Origin of the sequence: Escherichia sp. E4742, assembly GCF_005843885.1 — a bacterium.
GTDB lineage: Bacteria > Pseudomonadota > Gammaproteobacteria > Enterobacterales > Enterobacteriaceae > Escherichia.
In genome coordinates this window covers 4,086,000-4,104,425 of record NZ_CP040443.1, presented here as the reverse complement: position 1 = coordinate 4,104,425, position 18,426 = coordinate 4,086,000, and the positions used below count along the sequence as shown (strand labels likewise).

General features: G+C 54.1%; 19 protein-coding genes and 3 pseudogenes. All 22 read right to left on the bottom strand.

Annotated elements, in window-relative coordinates:
- Positions 1 to 363: 363 nt before the first annotated feature.
- Positions 364 to 747: pseudogene (locus FEM44_RS26085) on the bottom strand (prophage tail fiber N-terminal domain-containing protein); the annotation flags it as partial.
- A 44-nt stretch (positions 748 to 791) separates the two neighbouring features.
- On the bottom strand, positions 792 to 1,832 hold the full coding sequence (locus tag FEM44_RS19720; RefSeq protein WP_135522265.1) for a tail fiber domain-containing protein: 1,041 nt from the start codon (positions 1,830 to 1,832) through the stop codon (positions 792 to 794).
- Positions 1,833 to 1,841: 9 nt separating this feature from the next.
- Positions 1,842 to 2,123 (bottom strand): hypothetical protein, encoded by a 282-nt coding sequence (locus tag FEM44_RS19715; RefSeq protein ID WP_135522264.1) that lies wholly within the window; start codon positions 2,121 to 2,123, stop codon positions 1,842 to 1,844.
- A pseudogene (locus FEM44_RS26080) lies at positions 2,120 to 3,157 on the bottom strand (prophage tail fiber N-terminal domain-containing protein); the annotation flags it as partial. The gene FEM44_RS19715 and the pseudogene FEM44_RS26080, both read right to left, overlap by 4 nt.
- A 233-nt stretch (positions 3,158 to 3,390) precedes the next feature.
- On the bottom strand, positions 3,391 to 3,720 hold the full coding sequence (locus tag FEM44_RS26075) for a phage tail protein (RefSeq protein WP_441316621.1): 330 nt from the start codon (positions 3,718 to 3,720) through the stop codon (positions 3,391 to 3,393).
- A 432-nt stretch (positions 3,721 to 4,152) separates the two neighbouring features.
- Positions 4,153 to 4,519 (bottom strand): annotated as a pseudogene (locus FEM44_RS26070) (prophage tail fiber N-terminal domain-containing protein); the annotation flags it as partial.
- Between the two features lie 64 nt (positions 4,520 to 4,583).
- Entirely contained in the window at positions 4,584 to 5,183 is a 600-nt protein-coding gene (locus FEM44_RS19705) for an Ail/Lom family outer membrane beta-barrel protein (RefSeq protein ID WP_135522262.1), read from the bottom strand.
- A gap of 69 nt (positions 5,184 to 5,252) precedes the next feature.
- Positions 5,253 to 8,666 carry a phage attachment tail tip protein J gene (gene gpJ / locus FEM44_RS19700; RefSeq protein ID WP_135522261.1) on the bottom strand — a complete coding sequence of 1,138 codons (3,414 nt, stop codon included), beginning with the start codon at positions 8,664 to 8,666 and terminating at the stop codon, positions 5,253 to 5,255.
- A 60-nt stretch (positions 8,667 to 8,726) separates the two neighbouring features.
- Complete coding sequence (locus FEM44_RS19695) at positions 8,727 to 9,299, bottom strand: tail assembly protein (RefSeq protein ID WP_240726803.1); 573 nt, start codon at positions 9,297 to 9,299, stop codon at positions 8,727 to 8,729.
- Positions 9,296 to 10,039, bottom strand: coding sequence for a C40 family peptidase (locus tag FEM44_RS19690; RefSeq protein WP_135522259.1), 744 nt, complete (start codon positions 10,037 to 10,039; stop codon positions 9,296 to 9,298). The genes FEM44_RS19695 and FEM44_RS19690 overlap by 4 nt, the downstream gene beginning before the upstream one ends.
- A 5-nt stretch (positions 10,040 to 10,044) precedes the next feature.
- Positions 10,045 to 10,743 (bottom strand): phage minor tail protein L, encoded by a 699-nt coding sequence (locus FEM44_RS19685; protein WP_001152538.1) that lies wholly within the window; start codon positions 10,741 to 10,743, stop codon positions 10,045 to 10,047.
- A complete protein-coding gene (locus FEM44_RS19680; RefSeq protein WP_061091766.1) occupies positions 10,743 to 11,072 on the bottom strand; it encodes a phage tail protein in 330 nt (109 codons plus the stop codon). The genes FEM44_RS19685 and FEM44_RS19680 overlap by 1 nt, the downstream gene beginning before the upstream one ends.
- Positions 11,069 to 13,630: a phage tail tape measure protein gene (locus FEM44_RS19675; protein WP_138159156.1), complete on the bottom strand. Its 2,562-nt coding sequence runs from the start codon at positions 13,628 to 13,630 to the stop codon at positions 11,069 to 11,071. The genes FEM44_RS19680 and FEM44_RS19675 overlap by 4 nt, the downstream gene beginning before the upstream one ends.
- Positions 13,623 to 14,057, bottom strand: coding sequence for a phage tail assembly protein T (locus tag FEM44_RS19670; RefSeq protein ID WP_001605279.1), 435 nt, complete (start codon positions 14,055 to 14,057; stop codon positions 13,623 to 13,625). The genes FEM44_RS19675 and FEM44_RS19670 overlap by 8 nt, the downstream gene beginning before the upstream one ends.
- The gene (gene gpG / locus FEM44_RS19665; protein ID WP_021533779.1) at positions 14,039 to 14,461 is read right to left on the bottom strand and encodes a phage tail assembly chaperone G; all 423 of its coding nucleotides are present in this window, start codon (positions 14,459 to 14,461) and stop codon (positions 14,039 to 14,041) included. The genes FEM44_RS19670 and gpG overlap by 19 nt, the downstream gene beginning before the upstream one ends.
- A 15-nt stretch (positions 14,462 to 14,476) precedes the next feature.
- Positions 14,477 to 15,217, bottom strand: a complete 741-nt coding sequence (locus tag FEM44_RS19660; protein ID WP_001467857.1) for a phage tail protein — start codon at positions 15,215 to 15,217, stop codon at positions 14,477 to 14,479.
- Positions 15,218 to 15,224: 7 nt separating this feature from the next.
- Positions 15,225 to 15,620, bottom strand: coding sequence for a phage minor tail U family protein (locus FEM44_RS19655; RefSeq protein WP_000683145.1), 396 nt, complete (start codon positions 15,618 to 15,620; stop codon positions 15,225 to 15,227).
- The gene (locus tag FEM44_RS19650) at positions 15,617 to 16,195 is read right to left on the bottom strand and encodes a phage tail protein (RefSeq protein WP_135522258.1); all 579 of its coding nucleotides are present in this window, start codon (positions 16,193 to 16,195) and stop codon (positions 15,617 to 15,619) included. The genes FEM44_RS19655 and FEM44_RS19650 overlap by 4 nt, the downstream gene beginning before the upstream one ends.
- An 11-nt stretch (positions 16,196 to 16,206) precedes the next feature.
- On the bottom strand, positions 16,207 to 16,560 hold the full coding sequence (locus FEM44_RS19645) for a head-tail joining protein (RefSeq protein ID WP_135522257.1): 354 nt from the start codon (positions 16,558 to 16,560) through the stop codon (positions 16,207 to 16,209).
- An 11-nt stretch (positions 16,561 to 16,571) separates the two neighbouring features.
- On the bottom strand, positions 16,572 to 16,967 hold the full coding sequence (locus FEM44_RS19640) for a DNA-packaging protein FI (RefSeq protein ID WP_135522256.1): 396 nt from the start codon (positions 16,965 to 16,967) through the stop codon (positions 16,572 to 16,574).
- Positions 16,968 to 17,008: 41 nt separating this feature from the next.
- The gene (locus tag FEM44_RS19635; protein ID WP_135522255.1) at positions 17,009 to 18,034 is read right to left on the bottom strand and encodes a major capsid protein; all 1,026 of its coding nucleotides are present in this window, start codon (positions 18,032 to 18,034) and stop codon (positions 17,009 to 17,011) included.
- A 55-nt stretch (positions 18,035 to 18,089) separates the two neighbouring features.
- On the bottom strand, positions 18,090 to 18,422 hold the full coding sequence (locus FEM44_RS19630) for a head decoration protein (protein ID WP_001345004.1): 333 nt from the start codon (positions 18,420 to 18,422) through the stop codon (positions 18,090 to 18,092).
- Positions 18,423 to 18,426 lie beyond the last annotated feature (4 nt).

Genomic DNA, 18,426 nt, shown 5'->3' with positions numbered 1-18,426 from the left:
AAAGCGACCGGCTTCGTTTCTTAACTGCGTTGTCAGCTGTGCATTCCGCTCCACAGACTGCGCTGCATCCGTTACTGTCAGGGTATTCTGATGCACCTGGCTGGCATTCTGCGCAACTTCTGATGCCAGACGCTCAACATGCTGTACGTTCTGATAAACATCGCCTGCATTCTGTCGAATATCTGTCGCCAGGATTCCCACCTGCTTTTCAGTTTGTGCAGCATCCGAAGCGTGCTGTCCGGCACTTTGCGCGCATCCCGCAGCGATTTCGGCATTCTTCCGTGATTGTTCTTTAAATTCCTCCGCCTTATTTTTATTGTCCAGAGCTGTGGTTGCTGCGTTTTTTGCAGCATCAGCGGCCGCTTCTGCTTTCTCCCTGTCACTGCTCACCTGTTCAGAGAGACGGTTGACCGTATCCGCAATTTCCTCAAAACGTTTCACTACATCCGGTTTCAGGTCGCCTTCATCGAGAGCGGTCAGGAAGTCGTTCAGCGTGCCAGGCTTTGAATCATCAAATACAACAATGTCACCGACGTAATACTGATCATGCCAGCCCTGCTTTAAATAAACGCTGTACTTTCCGGTTTGAATATTAAACGAATATTCACCAGCTTCATTAGTTAAGATATCAAATGTGGTTTTCTGTAGCACCGCATACGTATTTACTTTCGCCTTTATAATTATCCGAAAATCAGACATTGGACTACCGGAACCATCCAATAATTCACCAGATATTAAAACTGACACTTTATACTCCAGAATACTATAGCGGGACACACGGCCCCTTAATATTATTTAGACGCAAGCGCCGCCTCAATTGCAGATAATCTTTGTTTTAATTCTATGTTTTCTTCTTCCAGTGCTGTTATTCTGTCGTCTGACTCTCTGGCTACCTGAACAAGCAAGCCAGTAACACCAGAATAATCTACTGTGTAATAACGTTCACCTTCTTCACCTTCCGATCCGCTTGCACCGTCCTGATATTTCATTGCGGAACCTACAACTTCTGGGATTGCTTCCAGTGCTTCCTGTGCAATGACACCAGCATAGGGTATGCCGTTTTCTTTAAGCGTGTATGTATAGCCGTTCATTTTACGGATGCGGTCGGTTGCATTATCGATCACCTGAATGTTGTCTTTCAGATCCCGGTCGGAATGCTGGTTAAATGCGGTGGCATGACATGCACCATTAACGCTTAACATATAGGTGTTATCGGTATTTTTCTGCGCATAGAACATATACGCGCCACCATCAGCACCAACTTCATATACAACCGGACGGGTAGAGTTACCCCACAAACTAGTAGTAGCGCCAGAATGAGCGGTCCCCTGTGTGTTTAATGTCATGGTTGACCCATGATTGGCATATTTGATCTGTAATGTGTCGGTGTAATCAAATTTAATAAGCGCGTTACTTCCACGCCTGCCGTATGACATAAGGCAGTTACCCATTTTGAGGTATCCGCTATCACCGGGAAAAATCATCGTACCGCCATAAAGGTTGGTAAAGTCCCAGCAAATGTTTGTCCCGTTATCGTTCAGGTTAAGGCGCGCCATTGCGTTCCCTGGGCTGTCTATCCATTTTTTAAGGTATAGTTCGCAATACGCATCCTCAACACCTGCCGTCCTGTGAGTTGAGCGAAGTTTTCGCCCAAATATAGCCCCGCTAGTTGGCAATACCTGCTGATACCATGCAGCAGACCAGTCACCAACGGTTTCATTTTTGCTGTCTACATATGATTTTGTTGCGTAGCTTCCTTGTTCGTTTTTTAATTTGCTAACATCGGATTTTAGCGTTTTGATGTCATCAGGAATTACTGTCGATGTAGCCATTATTCTTCCTCACATCCAGCCACGAAGTTGATGCTCAACAGCAACCACGTATTCATCGAATATTGACGGTGTTTTCACATCATTAATGATGCGCACGTTTACAAAATATCCGTCTTCCTTAACACATACCGGTTCGCCATCTTCAGTCAGTTCTCCGGTTTCTTTGTACACGTTACCTACCACGTCAATAAGAATATCATCCTGCATCGACTCGTCATCATAATAGCCAGTGCTATCCATAAAGGCCGAAAAGTCGGCCCTGTCAGAAAATTTAAGTGTTAAATCTTTCATTTAATACTCTCCCCCATTTGCGCATCAGTTAATTCTTTATGCCAGAGACGAAGATTTCTCAAATGGCCGAATAGATGACGAGTTCCAGATGTGGCTTGACATCCAATTCGAATAAAGGTCCGTGTTTTTACGCCCGTCCACTCCGTTTTCATAGTTTTAGTAGCCTCACCGTTAGAAACTACTCGTTTAGTACCATCAGAATAAATATTAAAACCACCAACGAATTTTCGAACATCAGTTCGACCAGTAAACAAACTAGAAACGTAACTACTTGTCGACGCTTTATAAGTTTGCATATAAAGCTGACCGTAATATTTCTCGGTTGTGTTAAAAGCGTATGTGATTGACTCAATAGGCGGCACACCAGAAAAATCAAAAATACGCGGTGCTACATTAGGGGGAATATCGCCCCAATTCCTGTTAACCTCGACCAAACAAGTAAGCGGTCTGTTATAAATGTTGTTTTCGGTCGGGATCGTAACCATATCACTCGCACGAGTCGCCGCCGTCGTTCCTGATATAATAAAAGATGATACACAAGGCCCATTTTCTACTTGTGGGGTGGCCAGATAAATATAGTCACCAGATACGGTTGCCCCGCCCTGCTTAGGAGAATACTGTATCTGAGAACCTATTTTTAACTCCCCATCAATTGCCTGAATTGTTGCCTCTGCAAAAATCCATCCGGTAGCTTCGTCCTTTCTGACTCTCGCTGTAATCCTTGAGGCAGCACCGCCTGTCATATTAATTTCAAGCGTTTGTGTATCAATATACGCATCACCAAGAAAAGTTGTTGCGCTACCGTCATATTTATCAAACCGGATACGCAACCTTACCTGCAGTTCTGTTTTAAAACGACATGAGGTTGTCACGTATTTATTATCGCCTGATACATCAACTGACTTTGTTGCAGCAATTGATGCCATATTAATGGCTGAGGTTTGCCCAATCAGAGAATCGTTACAGACGAACTTTCCATAGGTAAAACCAAAACTGTCCTTCCCGGTTTCGGGAACATCCATATTTGACGATCGCCCCCAACTGGCAGGGTTTTCCGAATTGAGCATGTAGTTTGTTCTTTGCCCCTCAATAAGCAGGCCATCACGTTCAAATCGTGGCTCGTCAATGGCAGCCTCTGTCAGCACACCAGATTTATTAATATAGGTTGCTTTCGATGCGCGTTTAAACTTTACAACCTTATCGCCAGGCATCGTTATTTCATCATCACCAATAACAATCTTTTTATATGATGGCGAAAAACCCGTAATCATATCCAGCGAATCGTTAAACGGTATCCACACATCAGGCAGCGGCTGTAAGACATATTTATACGGCTCTGCTGCCTGGCTTGCATACTCTCTGGCGGCGTCTTCACTTGCTTTAGCTGCCGTCTGGCTTGCTGCCGATGCTTTCGCCGAGTTCGCAGCCGCTGTTTCGCTCGCCTTTGCGTTGGTTTCACAGGTTTTTGCTGCTTTTTGGCTGTTGGCTGATGCAGTGGCAGAAGTAGCCGCCGCACTTGCAGAACCGGCTGCGGCACTTTCGCTTTCGGCTGCTGCGTTCTGGCTATTTTTCGCCGCAGTTTCGCTGGCTTTGGCATTCGTTTCGCTGGTCTTCGCTGCCGTCTGGCTGGACTTTGCGTTAGTTTCACTCGTCTTCGCTGCTTTCTGACTGTTAGCCGCAGCAGTTGCTGATCCGGCTGCTGAAGTCGCAGAACCGGCCGCCGCACTCTCGCTTTCAGCTGCTGCATCCTGACTGCTTTTCGCCGCAGTTTCACTGGCTTTGGCATTCGTTTCGCTGGTTTTCGCTGCCGTCTGGCTGGACTTTGCGTTGGTTTCACTCGTTTTTGCGGCTGTCTCGCTGTTTTTCGCGTTGGTTTCTGATTTTTTGGCTGCTGTCGCGGAGTTTGCCGATGCAGTCTGCGAGGACGCTGCCGCCTGTGCGCTGTTAGCTGCATTCGTTTCTGAGGTTTTCGCCGCGTTCTTCGATGATGCCGCTGCAGTTTCGGATTTCTTTGCCGCCGCTGCGCTCTGAGAGGCGGCTTCAGCGTTGCGTGCCGCTTCTTCCACCATTTCCTCAAAACGACGCAATGCCTCCGGCATGACATCATCTTCCGTCATGGCACCGAGAAAATCATTCAGCGTACCTGGTCTGGAACCTTCATAGACGGTAATGGTCCCGGCATGTGAAGGCGGAAAACCTTCAACCAGCAGGGTGACGCTGTACTGGCCATGCTCAACATCCATGCTGTAACGCCCGGCTTCATCCGGATTTTCAGAGGCCACCGTGTTCACCAGTACCGTGGTGCTGTTACGCTTTGCCTTCAGTTGAATAGTGCAGTTCTGTATTGGTTTTCCCGCACCATCTTTCAGTACACCTGAGATTTTTACCGCTGCCATATCCACTCCACAAAAAAGCCCGCCTGAACCGGCGGGCTGTCATAACACTGTGTTACCTGGCTAATCAGAATTTATAACCGACACCCACGATGAAACCGTCAGTACGCCAGTCGCCACTGCCGGAACCTTCATAAGCAATATCAATGGCCACGGATTCGGTCGGGTTAAACTGCACGCCAGCCCCCCACGCCAGAGACGTGTTGCTGTGGCGACCGTCATCACTTCCGGTCAGCACATCGTGCGTTTTCCCCTTGTTATCAGTTACGCGGAGATAATCTCCGGAGAAGGTCGAAACACGGCTGTAAGCCACACCCGCCATCGCATAAGCACTGAACCATTCATTCACGCGTACAGACGGCCCCGCCATCACGCTGAACCAGCGGTTACGCACTGAATCTTCATGCCAGCGGGTATCGCTGTAACGGGTAATCTGGCGATTCTTGTCTCCTGCATAGCTGAATGACGTCACCAGCCCCAGCGTGTCCGTAAATTCATAACGGTATTTCACGTTAATGCCCTTCAGGTCATCGTTGCCGGGCATATCAGTATGGGACTGAAGATACCCTCCGCTTAGTGTGGACTGATGCTCTGCTGCACTCGCTGGCGTACCAGCGGCGACCAGCCAGACTACTGCAGACAGAATAACAGCACATAATTTACGCATAATTACCTCTCGCTTTTCTGCAATAAAAAAGGCGCCATTTCTGGCGCCCGTATTTGGGTTATAAATATTTCAACGGATACTGATACCGGAAGCAGCTTTTTTGGTCACAATCACCGTACAGTCTGTGATGTTACCTGCGCCCCGATTGCCTTTCTGGAAAATCTTAAACTCCAGAGTGACGCTACCACCACCACTCGGCATATCAATAACCGCACTGTAACTACCGGGAATGGCTCCTTTAGTTTCTCTGGATGCGATTAATACGCCGTTTTTGCGAACTTCAAAACCATAACCCGTGTATCGCGTACCTCCCGGTTTATTACCGCTCCCCGGATCGTCATACGCCACACCGTTAAAAATAATGGGCGGAATAATAATCTGGCGGTCAAAGTTATGATCATCGTAAATGGTGACTGTAACCGTCCCGCCTGGTGTTTCCGTGTTACCCCACGTACCAGCCTGTTTCGGGAATGATTTGGATACAGTTTTAACGAAGTCACCTCTGACCTGGTTCGCCTCCAGCATGCCCTTAATCGTACAGTTTTCATTTACCGTGACATTATTGAGCGTCCCGGAGTTCGCATTCACGTTACCGCTGATATCGGCATTTCTCGCCGTCAGCCGCCCGTCCGGTGTAAGGGAAAATGACGGAGGATTACCGCCGCTGGTAATGGTGGGAGCCGTCAGATATTTCAGAAACACTTCGTTCATGAATATCTGGTTGCCCTGCGCCACAAACATCGGTTTCGTGTTGCCACTGGACGGATCAATAAACGCGATACGGTTAGCGGCAACCAGGAACTGGCTCAGTTTGCCTTCCTCTGTATCCTCCATGCTGAGGCCAAGCCCCGCGACATAATGTTTGCCGTCTTCGGTCTGCTCAATTTTGACGCCCCACATGGCATTCCATTTATCGTTGGCGTCCTTCCACTCTTTCGAAAACTCCTCCAGTTTGCTGGCGTTATCCTCCGTCAGCTCGACTTTTTCCAGCAGCTCCTTGCCGAGATGGGATTCGGTTATCTGGCCTTTGAAAAAATCCAGGTAACCTTCCGCATCATCGCTCGCCCGACCGACAGCCTCCACGAATGCCGATTTACCAACAGTATTCACACTGCGGATATAAAAATAATAATCATGGCCCGGCTTAATATTGATACTGGCGGCTATCCAGTACAGCGCCGTACCAAGATAGCGTGCTGTGGTTTCAACCTGCCTGATATCCGCAATCCGCTTTTCCGAGAACCAGAACTCAAACTGTACCGTCGGGTCATAAACCGCAAGATGCGGCGTGGCGGTTATCTGAAAATAGCCCGGCGTCAGCTCAATCCGCGACGGTGCTGCCGGTGCGGCAATCCGGAACGATACCGATGCCGGATCGCCCTGCTGTCCCCACGCATTTACCGCCCGGACTGTCAGCCTGTAATTTCCCAGCGCCAGTTGCGTGAAGCGGTATGTGGTTTCCGTCGTCCTGGCCGTGCTGACCAGCCGCTCACTGCCGTCATCCGCTGCCACGGTCAGGCGAAGCATAAAGCTCACCCCCCTCACCACCTTCGGCGTATCCCAGCGCGCCAGCACCTGGTATTCCCCGCTGTCTGCGGTGACTTCTGCGGTCAGGTGCTGCACCGCTGGCGGCGTGACACCATTCACCGTGCCGCTCTGGTCGCCGTCAAAGTGCGCCCCGTTATCCACGATGGCCTCTTTCTCCGGCACATGCTGCACAGCGGTGATGGCATACGTGCCGTCGTCATTCTCACGGATACTCACGCAGCGGAACAGGCGCTGGCGCAGCGTCGGCAGCTTCAGCCCCCACACGCTGTACTCGGCAACGCCGTCAGGAACCCGGCTCACTTTCACCTTCACGCCGTCGGTGACGGACTGGACCTCCACGCTGACCGGATTCCCCTGCCCGTCAACCAGGCTTATCAGCGTGGTGCCGGAGGATGGCAGCGTGATTTCACGGTCGAGCGTCAGCGTCCGGGTCTGGCTGTTCACCGCCAGCACACGCCCGCCGATGCTGATCCCCGCATAGTCATCATCACAGATTTCAATGACATCGCCCGGTACATGGCGAAGCCCTTCTGCGCCCACGCTGAAGTCCACGGTCTGCGTTTCCAGCAGCTCCGTTTTAATCAGCCACAGCCCGGCGCGGTGCGCCTGCCCCCGACTGGTACAGCCAAAGGCATCCATCTTCGTGACGTTACGACCGTAACGGGCAATGGCCTGCGTGTCCTCCACAAGCTCTGTCGCTGTCTCCCAGCCGTTATTCGGGTCAATCCAGTTCACCTCAACGGCATTATGGCGGTCCTTCAGGGCGCTGAAGCTGTAGCGGAACGGCGCGCCATCATCCGGCGTCACCACATTACTGCGGTTATAGGTCCACACCTTATCCGACGGTCGGTCCTGCACGAACGTCAGCGTCTGCCCGTTCCATACCGGCATACAGCGCATCGCCGAGCAGAAATCACTGAGCACATCCCACGCCTTACGCTGTGTGGTCAGGTAGGCATTACAGGTGATACGCGGCTCCGTGCCACCAAAACCATTCGGTACAGACTGGTCGCAGTACTGGCCGATGACATACAGCGCCCATTTATCCACATCCGCCGCACCAAGACGTTTCCCCATGCCGTAGCGCGGGTGGGTCAGCATATCCCACAGACACCAGGCCATATTGTCGCTGTATGCTGGCTTAAACGTTCCGTCCCAGATACCGCTGTATTGCCGCGTCTGCGGGTTATAGTTCGACGGCACCTGCAGAATGCGCCCGCGAAGATGATAATTACGGCTCACCTGCTGGCTGCCGAACTGCTCCGAATCCACCTGCACGCCGACCAGTGCCGTGTTCGGGTAGCACTGTTTCACATCGATGATTTCGGTGTATGACGACCAGAGCGTTTTGTTCTGCAGCTGGTCTGTGGTGCTGTCCGGTGTCATCCTGCGCATCCGGATGTTGAACGGGCGCGGCGGCAGGTTACCCACCACCACCGAGGCCAGATACTGCGAGGTGGTTTTGCCCTTAATGGTGATGTCTTTTTCCGTCACCCAGCCACCGTTACGTTGTATCTGAATCAGCAGGCGGACTTCCGACGGATTCCGGTCCCCCTTTGAGGTGGTTTCCACCAGTGCCTGCACACCGAAGGTAAAGCGCAGACGGTCGATGTTTGCCGACGTGATGGTCCGGGTGATCGGCGTGTCGTATTTCACTTCCGTACCCAGCACCGTCTCGGATCCGGAGGATTCAAAACCCTCCGGCGGTGTCTGTTCCTGCTCACCTGCCCGGAACACCACCGTGACGCCGGAGATGTTGGTATTTCCCTCACTGTCCAGCACCGGTGTACTGTTCAGCAGCACGCTTTTTAATCCATCCACCGGACCTTCTATCGGCCCTTCGCTGATGGCATCGATCACACTCAGCAACTGCGTGGACTTCAGGTTGTCCTTTGCTTCGCGCGGGGTATGCCCCTTACTGCTGCCTTTACCCATTCGTCATGCTCCATAAACGACAAAACCGCCCGGAGGCGGTTTCACATAAAACATTTTGCATCAGCGACCAATCACCACAACCTGACCACCGTCCCCTTCGTCTGCCGTGCTGATCTCCTGAGATGCCACACGTGACCCCACGCGCATTTCACCATACAGAACAGGCATAACATTGCCCTGGGCAACCATGTTATCCAGTGAGGAGAAATAGGTGTTCTGCTTACCGTTATCCGTTGTCTGTGTACGGGGAGTTCTGGCTTTCGGTGCCAGCATCTGGGCCACACCACCGAGCACCATACTGGCACCGAGAGAAAACAGGATGCCGGTCATACCACCGGCCCCAATGGCTGCCCCCCACGCTGCAAGGGTGGCTCCGGCAGTAAAGAATGATCCGGCAATGGCGGCTGCTCCCAGGACAATCTGGAATACGCCACCTGACTTGGCCCCGGCGACTCTGGGAACAATATGAATCACAGCGCCATCAGGCAGAGTCTCATGTAACTGCGCCGTTAACCCGGACGTGCTGACGTCCCGCCCGGCAATCCGTACCTGATACCAGCCGTCGCTCAGTTTCTGACGAAACGCCGGGAGCTGTGTGGCCAGTGCGCGGATGGCTTCAGCCCCCGTTTTCACACGAAGGTCGATGCGGCGGCCAAATCGTTGTAAATCCCCGTAAAGGCAGATGCGTGCCATGCCCGGTGACGCCAGAGGGAGTGTGTGCGTCGCTGCCATTTGTCGGTATACCTCTCTCGTTTGCTCAGTTGTTCAGGAATATGGTGCAGCAGCTCGCCATCACCACAGTAAATGGCGGCATGATTCGGCACCGATGAACCAAAACAGCACAGCAGCACATCGCCCGGTTGTGCTGATGACAACGGCACCTGATACAGCCCTGTGGCCTCCAGATTATCCAGATAGAGATTCTGACCGTTACGCCACCAGTCATCCCCGCGATGAAAATCCGGCATCTCAATCCCCGCCAGATGGTAAGCGTCCCGGAACAGCGTGTAACAGTCCGTCACCCCGTGCTCAAAGCGCCGCCCGGTAAGATGTGGCACACAGCGGAACTTGTGAATCGCCCCCCGGCAGACCAGCCACCACGGCAAATCACTCTGCACCTGCAGCCGCCGGTCGGCCTCACTCAGCCAGGGCAGACCACCGGGGTGGCTGTGGACCAGCGCCACAATCTCACCCTGCATTTCTGCCCGCAGCCAGTCCTCCGGCGACATCCGGAAATAATCCTCCGGCTCACCGGAGATATTCACGCAGGGAAAATATCTTTCCCCCTCCGGCGTTCTCACTACGAAGCCGCACGACTCCGCTGGCGCACATCGTCGGGCGTGCGCCAGAATCGCTGATTCTGTCTCTGTCATGGGATTTACTGCGAAAGTTTGTTAATGGAAAGGAAGCCGCCAAAGTTGCCGACATTATTGCGAAACTTACAGCCACTCAGGCATTTGCTGCATTTATCCTTCGTGATATCGGACGTCGGCTGGTCATATTCATCAGCGACAGCCGGACCGTTATAACCGCACTCATCACCGCGATAGGTCCAGGTGCAGGTGTTGGCCAGCATGATACGTCCCGGAAAAACGGCACCATCCGTTTCCGTCGGCGTGGACAGTACAAAAGAGGCACTGACCGCGCTCAGTTCGCTGCACTGCTCGATGCGCCAGCGGCTAATCACCTCCTGCTCCGGATCGGCGTCGCTGTTTCCGTTGACGAAGTTCACCGCATCCAGAAAACGGGCATAAACCTTACGCCTGACCACCGTTCCGCCGACCAGACTCTGCAGGTCTTCCGCCATCCCAGTGACCATACCGTACAGGTTAGAAACCGTCAGCGTGGGGCGCGTACTGGTGCCTTTGCCATTCAGTTCGAAACCACTCCCCTGAATGGGATACGCCTGATACTGTCGCCCCTGCCAGGTGACCGGCTCACCTTTTTCGTTCTGCTCATTACAGAAAAAATAACGTTCTCCACCAACCTCTGTCAGATCGATTTCCCAGAGCACCACGCTGGCAGACTGCTCCGCACGGGTGCATTCATTCAGTGTTTCCTGTCGGATATCCTGCATCAGTTCACCACCTGTTCAAACTCTGCGCTGAACTCAACACGCAGCATACTGACCCGCGACGACCATTTTGCGCAGATCACCTTTATCTGCCGCCAGTCATAAGGCGGCGTCCACAGAAAGGCTTTCCAGCCTCCGTGCTCTGCCAGAAACGATTCCAGCGCCGTGGCCTCCCAACGGGGGACAGAAATCGTCACGCTGTACGTTTTCAGGTTGGCATTCAGCCCGGCAGGCGCGCGCTGGGAGTAACCATCACCAAAGCGCACCTTCCTGACGGAAGGGGCCGAAGCCACATCCATACCGGGTTTCACTTTCCAGCGGAAGGTTTTCATCGTCCACCTCCGGAGAACAGGCCACCATCACGCATCTGTGTCTGAATTTCATCACGGGCACCCTTGCGGGCCATGTCATACACCGCCTTCAGAGCAGCCGGACCTATCTGACCGTTCGTGCCGTCGTTATTAATCACCACATGGTTATTCTGCTCAAACTTCCCGGACGCCTGCGACCGGCTGTCCGCCAGGCTGCCCGGTGTACCGACATAACCACCGGTGGCATAGCCGCGCATCAGCCGGTAGAGATTCCCCACGCCAATCCGGCTGGTTGCCTCCTTCGTGAAGACAAATTCACCACGGTGAACAATCCCCGCAGGCTCATATTTGCCGCCGGTTCCCGTAAATCCCCCGGTCGCAAAATGGAATTTCGCCGCAGCTGCCTGAATGGCTGTACCACCAGACGCTGATGCGCCACTACTGGCAGCACCGCCAATGGCGCTGCCGATACTCCCGACAATCCCCACCATTGCCTGCTTAAGCAGAATTTCTGTCATCATGGACAGCACGGAACGGGTGAAGCTGCGCCAGTTCTGCTCACTGCCGGTCAGCATCGCCGCCATATTCTGTGCAATACCATCAAAGGTCTGCGTGGCAGCACTTTTAACCTGCGACATACTGTCCGTGGCGCTCTCTTCCCACTCACTCCAGCCAGACTTGAGGCCTGCCATCCAGCTCCCGCGAAGCTGGTCTTCAGCCGCCCAGGTCTTTTTCTGCTCTGACATGACGTTATTCAGCGCCAGAGGATTATCGCCATACTGTTCCTTCAGGCGCTGTTCCGTGGCGTCCCGCGCTGCCTGCCGGTCAGTCAGCCCCCGGTTTTTCGCCTCAATGGCTGCCCGTTTTGCCCGTTGCTGCTGTGCGAATTTATCCGCCTGCTGCGCCAGCGCGTTCAGGCGCTCCTGATACGTAACCTTGTCACCAAGTGCAGCCAGCTGGCGTTTGTACTCCAGCGTCTCATCTTTATGCGCCAGCAGGGATTTCTCCTGTGCGGACAGCTGGCGACGTTGTGCCGCCTCCTCCAGTACCGCGAACTGACTTTCTGCCTTCCACAAATCCCGGCGCTGCTGGCTGATTTTCTCATTCGCTCCGGCATGTTTCTCCAGCGTCCGGAGTTCTGCCTGAAGCGTCAGCAGGGCAACATGAGCACTGTCTTCCTGACGATCGCCCGCAGACACCTTCACGCCGGACTGTTTCGGCTTTTTCAGCGTCGCTTCATAATCCTTTTTCGCCGCCGCCATCAGCGTGTTGTAATCTGCCTGCAGGATTTTCCCGTCTTTCAGTGCCTTATTCAGTTCTTCCTGACGGGCGGTATATTTCTCCAGCGGCGTCTGCAGTCGTTCGTAAGCCTTCTGCGCCTCTTCGGTATATTTCAGCCGTGACGCTTCGGTATCGCTCTGCTGCTGCGCATTTTTGTCCTGTTGACTCTGCTGTTCAGCCTTCTTTCGGGCGGCTTCAAGCGCAAGACGGGCCTTTTCACGATCATCCCAGTAACGCGCCCGCGCTTCATCGTTAACAAAATAATCATCCTTGCGCAGATTCCAGATGTCGTCCGCTTTCTTAAACGCAGCCTCTGCCTTAATCAGCATCTCCTGAGCGGTATCAGGACGACCAATATCCAGCACCGCATCCCACATGGATTTGAATGCCCGTGCTGTCCTGTCTGCCCAGGTTTCCAGCGTGCCCATGTTCTCTTTCAGGCGTCGGGTCTGGTCATCAAACCCTTTCGTTGCGGCCTCGTTCGCCGCCTGCAATGCCCCGGCTTCATCGCCGGAACGCTGCAACTGAGCAACATACGCAATCTGTTCCGCCGTCACGTTATGGAACTGGCGTGCCATCGCCGTCAGCCCCGACGTCGGGTCTGTGGTCAGCTTCCCGAAGGCTTCAGCGACCTTGTTCACCTCCACACCGGATGCAGAGGAGAAACGCGCCACACTCTGGCTGATGGACGCAATCTGAGCCTCACCGCTTACCCCCGCCTTAACCAGTGCGCTGAGTGACTCGCTGGTCTGGTTAAACGTCAGCCCTGCCGCCTGTCCGGCTCTGGACAGGACCAGCATACGATCTGCCGTCAGACCTGACTGATGACCGGAAAGGACCAGCGTTTTGTTGAAATCGGACAGGGTTGAGTTACCCTGATACCAGGCATACGCCAGCGCACCGGTCGCCACCGCCAGCGAGGTGGCCCCGACCATCGGCAGGGTGATCGCACCGGCAAGCCCCCGGAACATGGGGATCATCCCGCCGAAGGAGTCCTTAACCTGACCACCCTGTTGCAGCAGGATCAGCCACGGGCTTTGCCCGCCTGCAAGCTGCGTGGCCACGTCGGTGAACTGTGCAGGCAGCATTCGCATGGCGGCTTTATACTGCCCGACGGAAATCCCCGCTTTCTGTGCAGCCAGCGCCTGTCGGCTCAGCGACTGTTCAACGACTGCCGCTGTTTTTTTCGCATCACTTTCCGTACCGGAAAAATGACGCCTGACTCTGGCCATCTGCTCGTCAAATCTGGCCGCATCCAGACTTAAATCAACGACCAGATCGCCTACCGGTTCAGCCATACCGGACTCCTCCTGCGATCCCTTCTGATACTGTCATCAGCATTACGTCATCCTCCGTCATGTCCGCCACATCCGGGGAAGCGGGGATAACTTTATTCCCGTCCGGACCAAAGCGGACGCCTCCGGCAAGCCCTGCCGCTTTCTGCATCAGCACATCATCTTCAGGCTCTTCGTCAGCCTCACACCGATTCAGCAGACTGAAATCCAGCGGATGCATCTCCGGATCGCTGAAAAACAGGCTGAGCACGGTGTACGTCAGCCCGGAAAAGTGCATATCCAGCAGAACATCATGAAAATAATGGGTACTGTAAAAACGGTGCCAGTCGGCATACTCCGTGGATGACATCCCGGCAAGCATGGCGCGCCAGTCGGGTCGCCCCATCTCACGCGCCAGTTTCAGGGCAAAACTCAGCTCACCGTCGAACACTTTCCCGCAGAAACAGGCTCTGCAGGCCCGGCGTCCTCTGCCTGTTCAGGGGCATTATTCACCACAAACTCAGACATTCCGGACAGACGTAGCACCACGTTTTCAGCCTGAGCAATTGCCTCCGTGGGCCAGGTGGTAAGCACTTCCTGCTCAATCTGCGTAATGGCTTCATTCATGGACAGCAGCTTTGTCTTCTGCGGATGGTTATGCCACAGAGACATCGCCACCAGAAACGCCCCGCCTCTGATAAGATCCTCTACAGACACCTGCAGGTTGCCACTGGATTCAGCCTTTTTTTCCTGCTCTTTCAACCAGGCAAGATGCTCAATACGCTGCAGGGCTGACAGTTCAGAAAGCGTGACGGTCACGCCGTTATATTCAAATGATTCGGTTTTCAGGAACATCGCTGACTCTCCGGATTAACTGGCGGTGACGGTGATTTCTGCAACCGCAGCAAACTCACCATTACCGGATACAACCGGAATGTTGACCTTGCCTGCAGCAACGCCGTTCACGGTGATGGTCATACCACTGACCGACACGGTGGCTTTTGTTTTATCCGCTGACACCGCACGGAAGCTCTTGTCGGTTGCGCCCTCCGGCTGGAATGCCACGGTCAGCGTGGTGCTCTGCCCTTTCACTACGGAAGCACTGGCTGGCGTTACCGTCATGCCGGTGGCCGCTGTTACCGTGCTGCGATCTTCTGCCATCGACGGGCGTCCCACATTGGTGACCTTCACCGTGCGGGTGATCACTTCCTTCGCCGTCACCGCCTTACCGATACTGCTGACCCAGCCACGGAACACATCGACCGTGCCGTTCGGAAAGCGGATTTTATAGGCACGGGTATCACCTTCATTAAACCACGCCAGCAGCGCCTGCTGCCCCTGCTCTCCGGGCATCCACGCCAGCGTGAAGCTGGTATCTCCGGCAGATTTCTGCCCCTGCCCGGTCGCAGTCCAGTCCGCATCTTCATCATCGAGATAGCTGTCGTCATAGGACTCAGCGGTCAGTTCGCCGGGCGTCAGGTCTTTAACTTTTGCCAGACGCGACCAGTCAACGTCTGAAAGCGGGTTCGCATAAGGGTCACCGTTCCCCTTATAAACCCACAGTGTGGTCCCGGCACCTTTCACCGGCATTGTTGGATTTGGTACAGGCATAGCGTCCTCACATTTCATAGGTAATGACATACGTCAGATCGGCTGAACTCCACAGGCCCGCATCATCGTCGCGTCGGTAGTCATAGCCACTGGCCACCATACTGGTGATCAAATCTGACAGTGCCGGGATATCGCTCATCACCGGATAAATCCGGGACTCCATCCACGAATCCAGCTCTGAATCCGGCACCTGAGCAGGCAGGAAAACTTCAATATGCAGCTCCGCCTGCCAGGTATCGCTGTCCAGCTCTTCGCCCGTGTATTCAGCGCCGGTGAGATAAACGGCAATTGCCGGAAAATCTTCCTCATCAAAAACAGCGGGGCGACCATCAAAAAGCGTCGCCCCTGTGTCATGCTTCTCCAGTGCATCCAGTACGGCTGCACGGAGTTCAGTATGTTTCATCGCTTTATTACCATTCTCAGTTGATGCTGCAGCGCATAGCCCAGCTCTTTCGGAAGACGCTCACGCCGTATCCGCTCAATATTCTGTTTAAACGCCGTGGTCAGTGGCACCGCCATCGGGATTTTCACCACATCAATGGGGTAACGGTTTTTCCCGGCCACACGCTGCATAACATGCCACCGGCCATTTTTCAGTTGCTGAATAAACGCGCCAGAAATACGACGGTTTCCCACCACAAGCACGCTACCGCCACCTTTCAGGGATGAACGCTGCCCCTTTTTACGACGCCTGCGGCGGGACAGGACAACCCGCGCATTACCCAGCTTGATTACGGGCAAATCCCCCCGGTTAACTTTGATTCTGGCCTGCGGATTTTTGACCGTGGCCCTTTTCAGCCTGGCCCTTTCCTTTACCAGTTTCCGGCGTACCTTTGTCTCACGGGCAACCTGTGACGCCGACTGCGATATCGCGGATGAAGCAACGCGGTTAATGGCCATTGCGGCGGCACCGGGCACCGCCGTTCTGCTGATACGGCTGAGGTTTTCAACGGCCTGCTCAAGACCTTTTATGGCCATACATCCTCCCTTCAGCGGCGACGGTTAACGGCAGGCGGCACGCCACGCCCAAGCCAGAGATGACAGCTTCCGCCATCATCCGGCGAAACCCGGTCTACCCAGAAGTTTTCCTCACCGATGGTCAGCGTGTCTCCACGCCGCAGCTGCCGCACCTCATCAGTCCGGACAAACAGGGACGGGCTGGAGCCTTCAACGCGCACGCCCTGTCCGGCATAGCTGATATTTTCAGGGTCATCAAAAACACCACGTATCACAACACCTGACTGCTCACCGGATGTAATGATGGCTGACATTCCCATGTACCCGCGTATCGTTTCATCGGCGCGGGTAATGGCAGCATCGAACAGGTTATCGAAATCAGCCACAGCGCCTCCCGTTATTGCATTCTGGCCAGGCTACGCGCTGTCATTTCGGCTGCCACACCGGCAGAGACACGAAACGCCGTTCCCGGCAGCACAAATGCCACAGGTTCATCCCGCGTGGCGTGAAGTGCATCGGTATGCAGCGTCACCAGTGCCACGACCGTGACCAGTTCAGCCGTATCAATCACGGTATCCGGCTGCGCTGATACCACCTCATTTTCATGCCCGGTCAGCACATTTTCCGGGCTGAGAGGGGTGTCCTGACCGGCAGTGTCATCCGTGTCATCAAGCTCCTCTTCCAGCTCTGCCACACGGAGCGCCAGTTCTTCTTTCGTCCCCGTCAGGCTGACATCACGGTTCAGTTGTTCACCCAGCGAGCGGAGACGGGCAATCAGTTCATCTTTCGTCATGGACTCCTCCACAGAGAGAAAATGGCCCCGAAGGGCCATGATTACGCCAGTTGTACGGACACGAACTCATCAGGATCAGCCAGCAGCATCAGCGGTGCTGACTGAATCATGGTGAACTCACGCGCCGGATCGCCGGATGTCTTCCAGTTTTTCGGATAACGAGGAGACGCATTAATACCCTCACTCAATGCATCCGCATCCTGAATACAGCCATAGGTGCGCAGACCGCGTGCCTGAGTGTTCCCAAGCACCATCGTGTTGTCCGGCAGGAAGTTCTTTTTGACACCGTTTTCCACGTACTGTCCGGAATACACGACGATGGCCACATCGCCATACATCCCCTTATAGGACACCGCTTTACCCAGGTCTTTCACCGCTGTCTCCAGCTCGGAATGAGAGCCGCGACGGGTATCCAGCTTCTCCCTGACGGCCTTGAAGGAACGGAACAGCGCCCAGCCTTTCGGGTCAAACACGATGATATTCACCACACCGCTGGCGTTCAGCGCGTAAGTTTCGATATCGTCGGTCGGGTCATACGTGGACTTGTCACGCTTGCTCCACTCCGTGCCGCCGGACTGCGTGATGTTATTCGCCGCACTGCGGCCCATATCCACCTCAACCGGATCGAAGGCTTCACCGGTCATGGTGTATTTGCCCTTAAGCACGGCAGAAACTGCCTGCATCTCTTCGACCTGGGCAATGGCCAGCTCTTCGTCACGCATGTTCTGCATGATGATGCGACGGCGACGGTAAGCCGGGTCCGCCAGATTCTGCGGATCTTCATCCGGCAGGCGACGCAGGGTCATCTGCGGATTCACTTCATGCTTGGGTTTGACATATCCCGGCGTAAATTCAGAGGTGGAGCCGCCACGGGAGCGGATAACCTCACCGGAAACAATCGGCGAAACGTACAGCGCCATGTTTACCAGTCCCGGAATTTGTGAGAGATAGACTTTCTCCGTGGTGAAGGGATAGCTCTCACGGAAAAAGAGACGCAGAAACAGCGGATCAAACTTAAATTTCTGCTCATTTGCCGCCAGCAGCTGGGCGGTTGTGTACATCGACATAAAAAAATCCCGTAAAAAAAGCCGCACAGGCGGCCTTTAGTGATGAAGGGTAAAGTTAAACGATGCTGATTGCCGTTCCGGCAAACGCGGTCCGTTTTTTCGTCTCGTCGCTGGCAGCCTCCGGCCAGAGCACATCCTCATAACGGAACGTGCCGGACTTGTAGAACGTCAGCGTGGTGCTGGTCTGGTCAGCAGCGACCGCCAGAATGCCAACGGCAGCACCGTCGGTGGTGCCATCCCACGCAACCAGCTTACGGGTGGCGGTGTCCAGCATCAGCGGGGTCATTGCAGGCGCTTTCGCACTCAATCCGCCGGGCGCGGTTGCGGTATGAGCCGGGTCACTGTTGCCCAGCGGCTGGTAATGGGTAAAGGTTTCTTTGCTCGTCATAAAC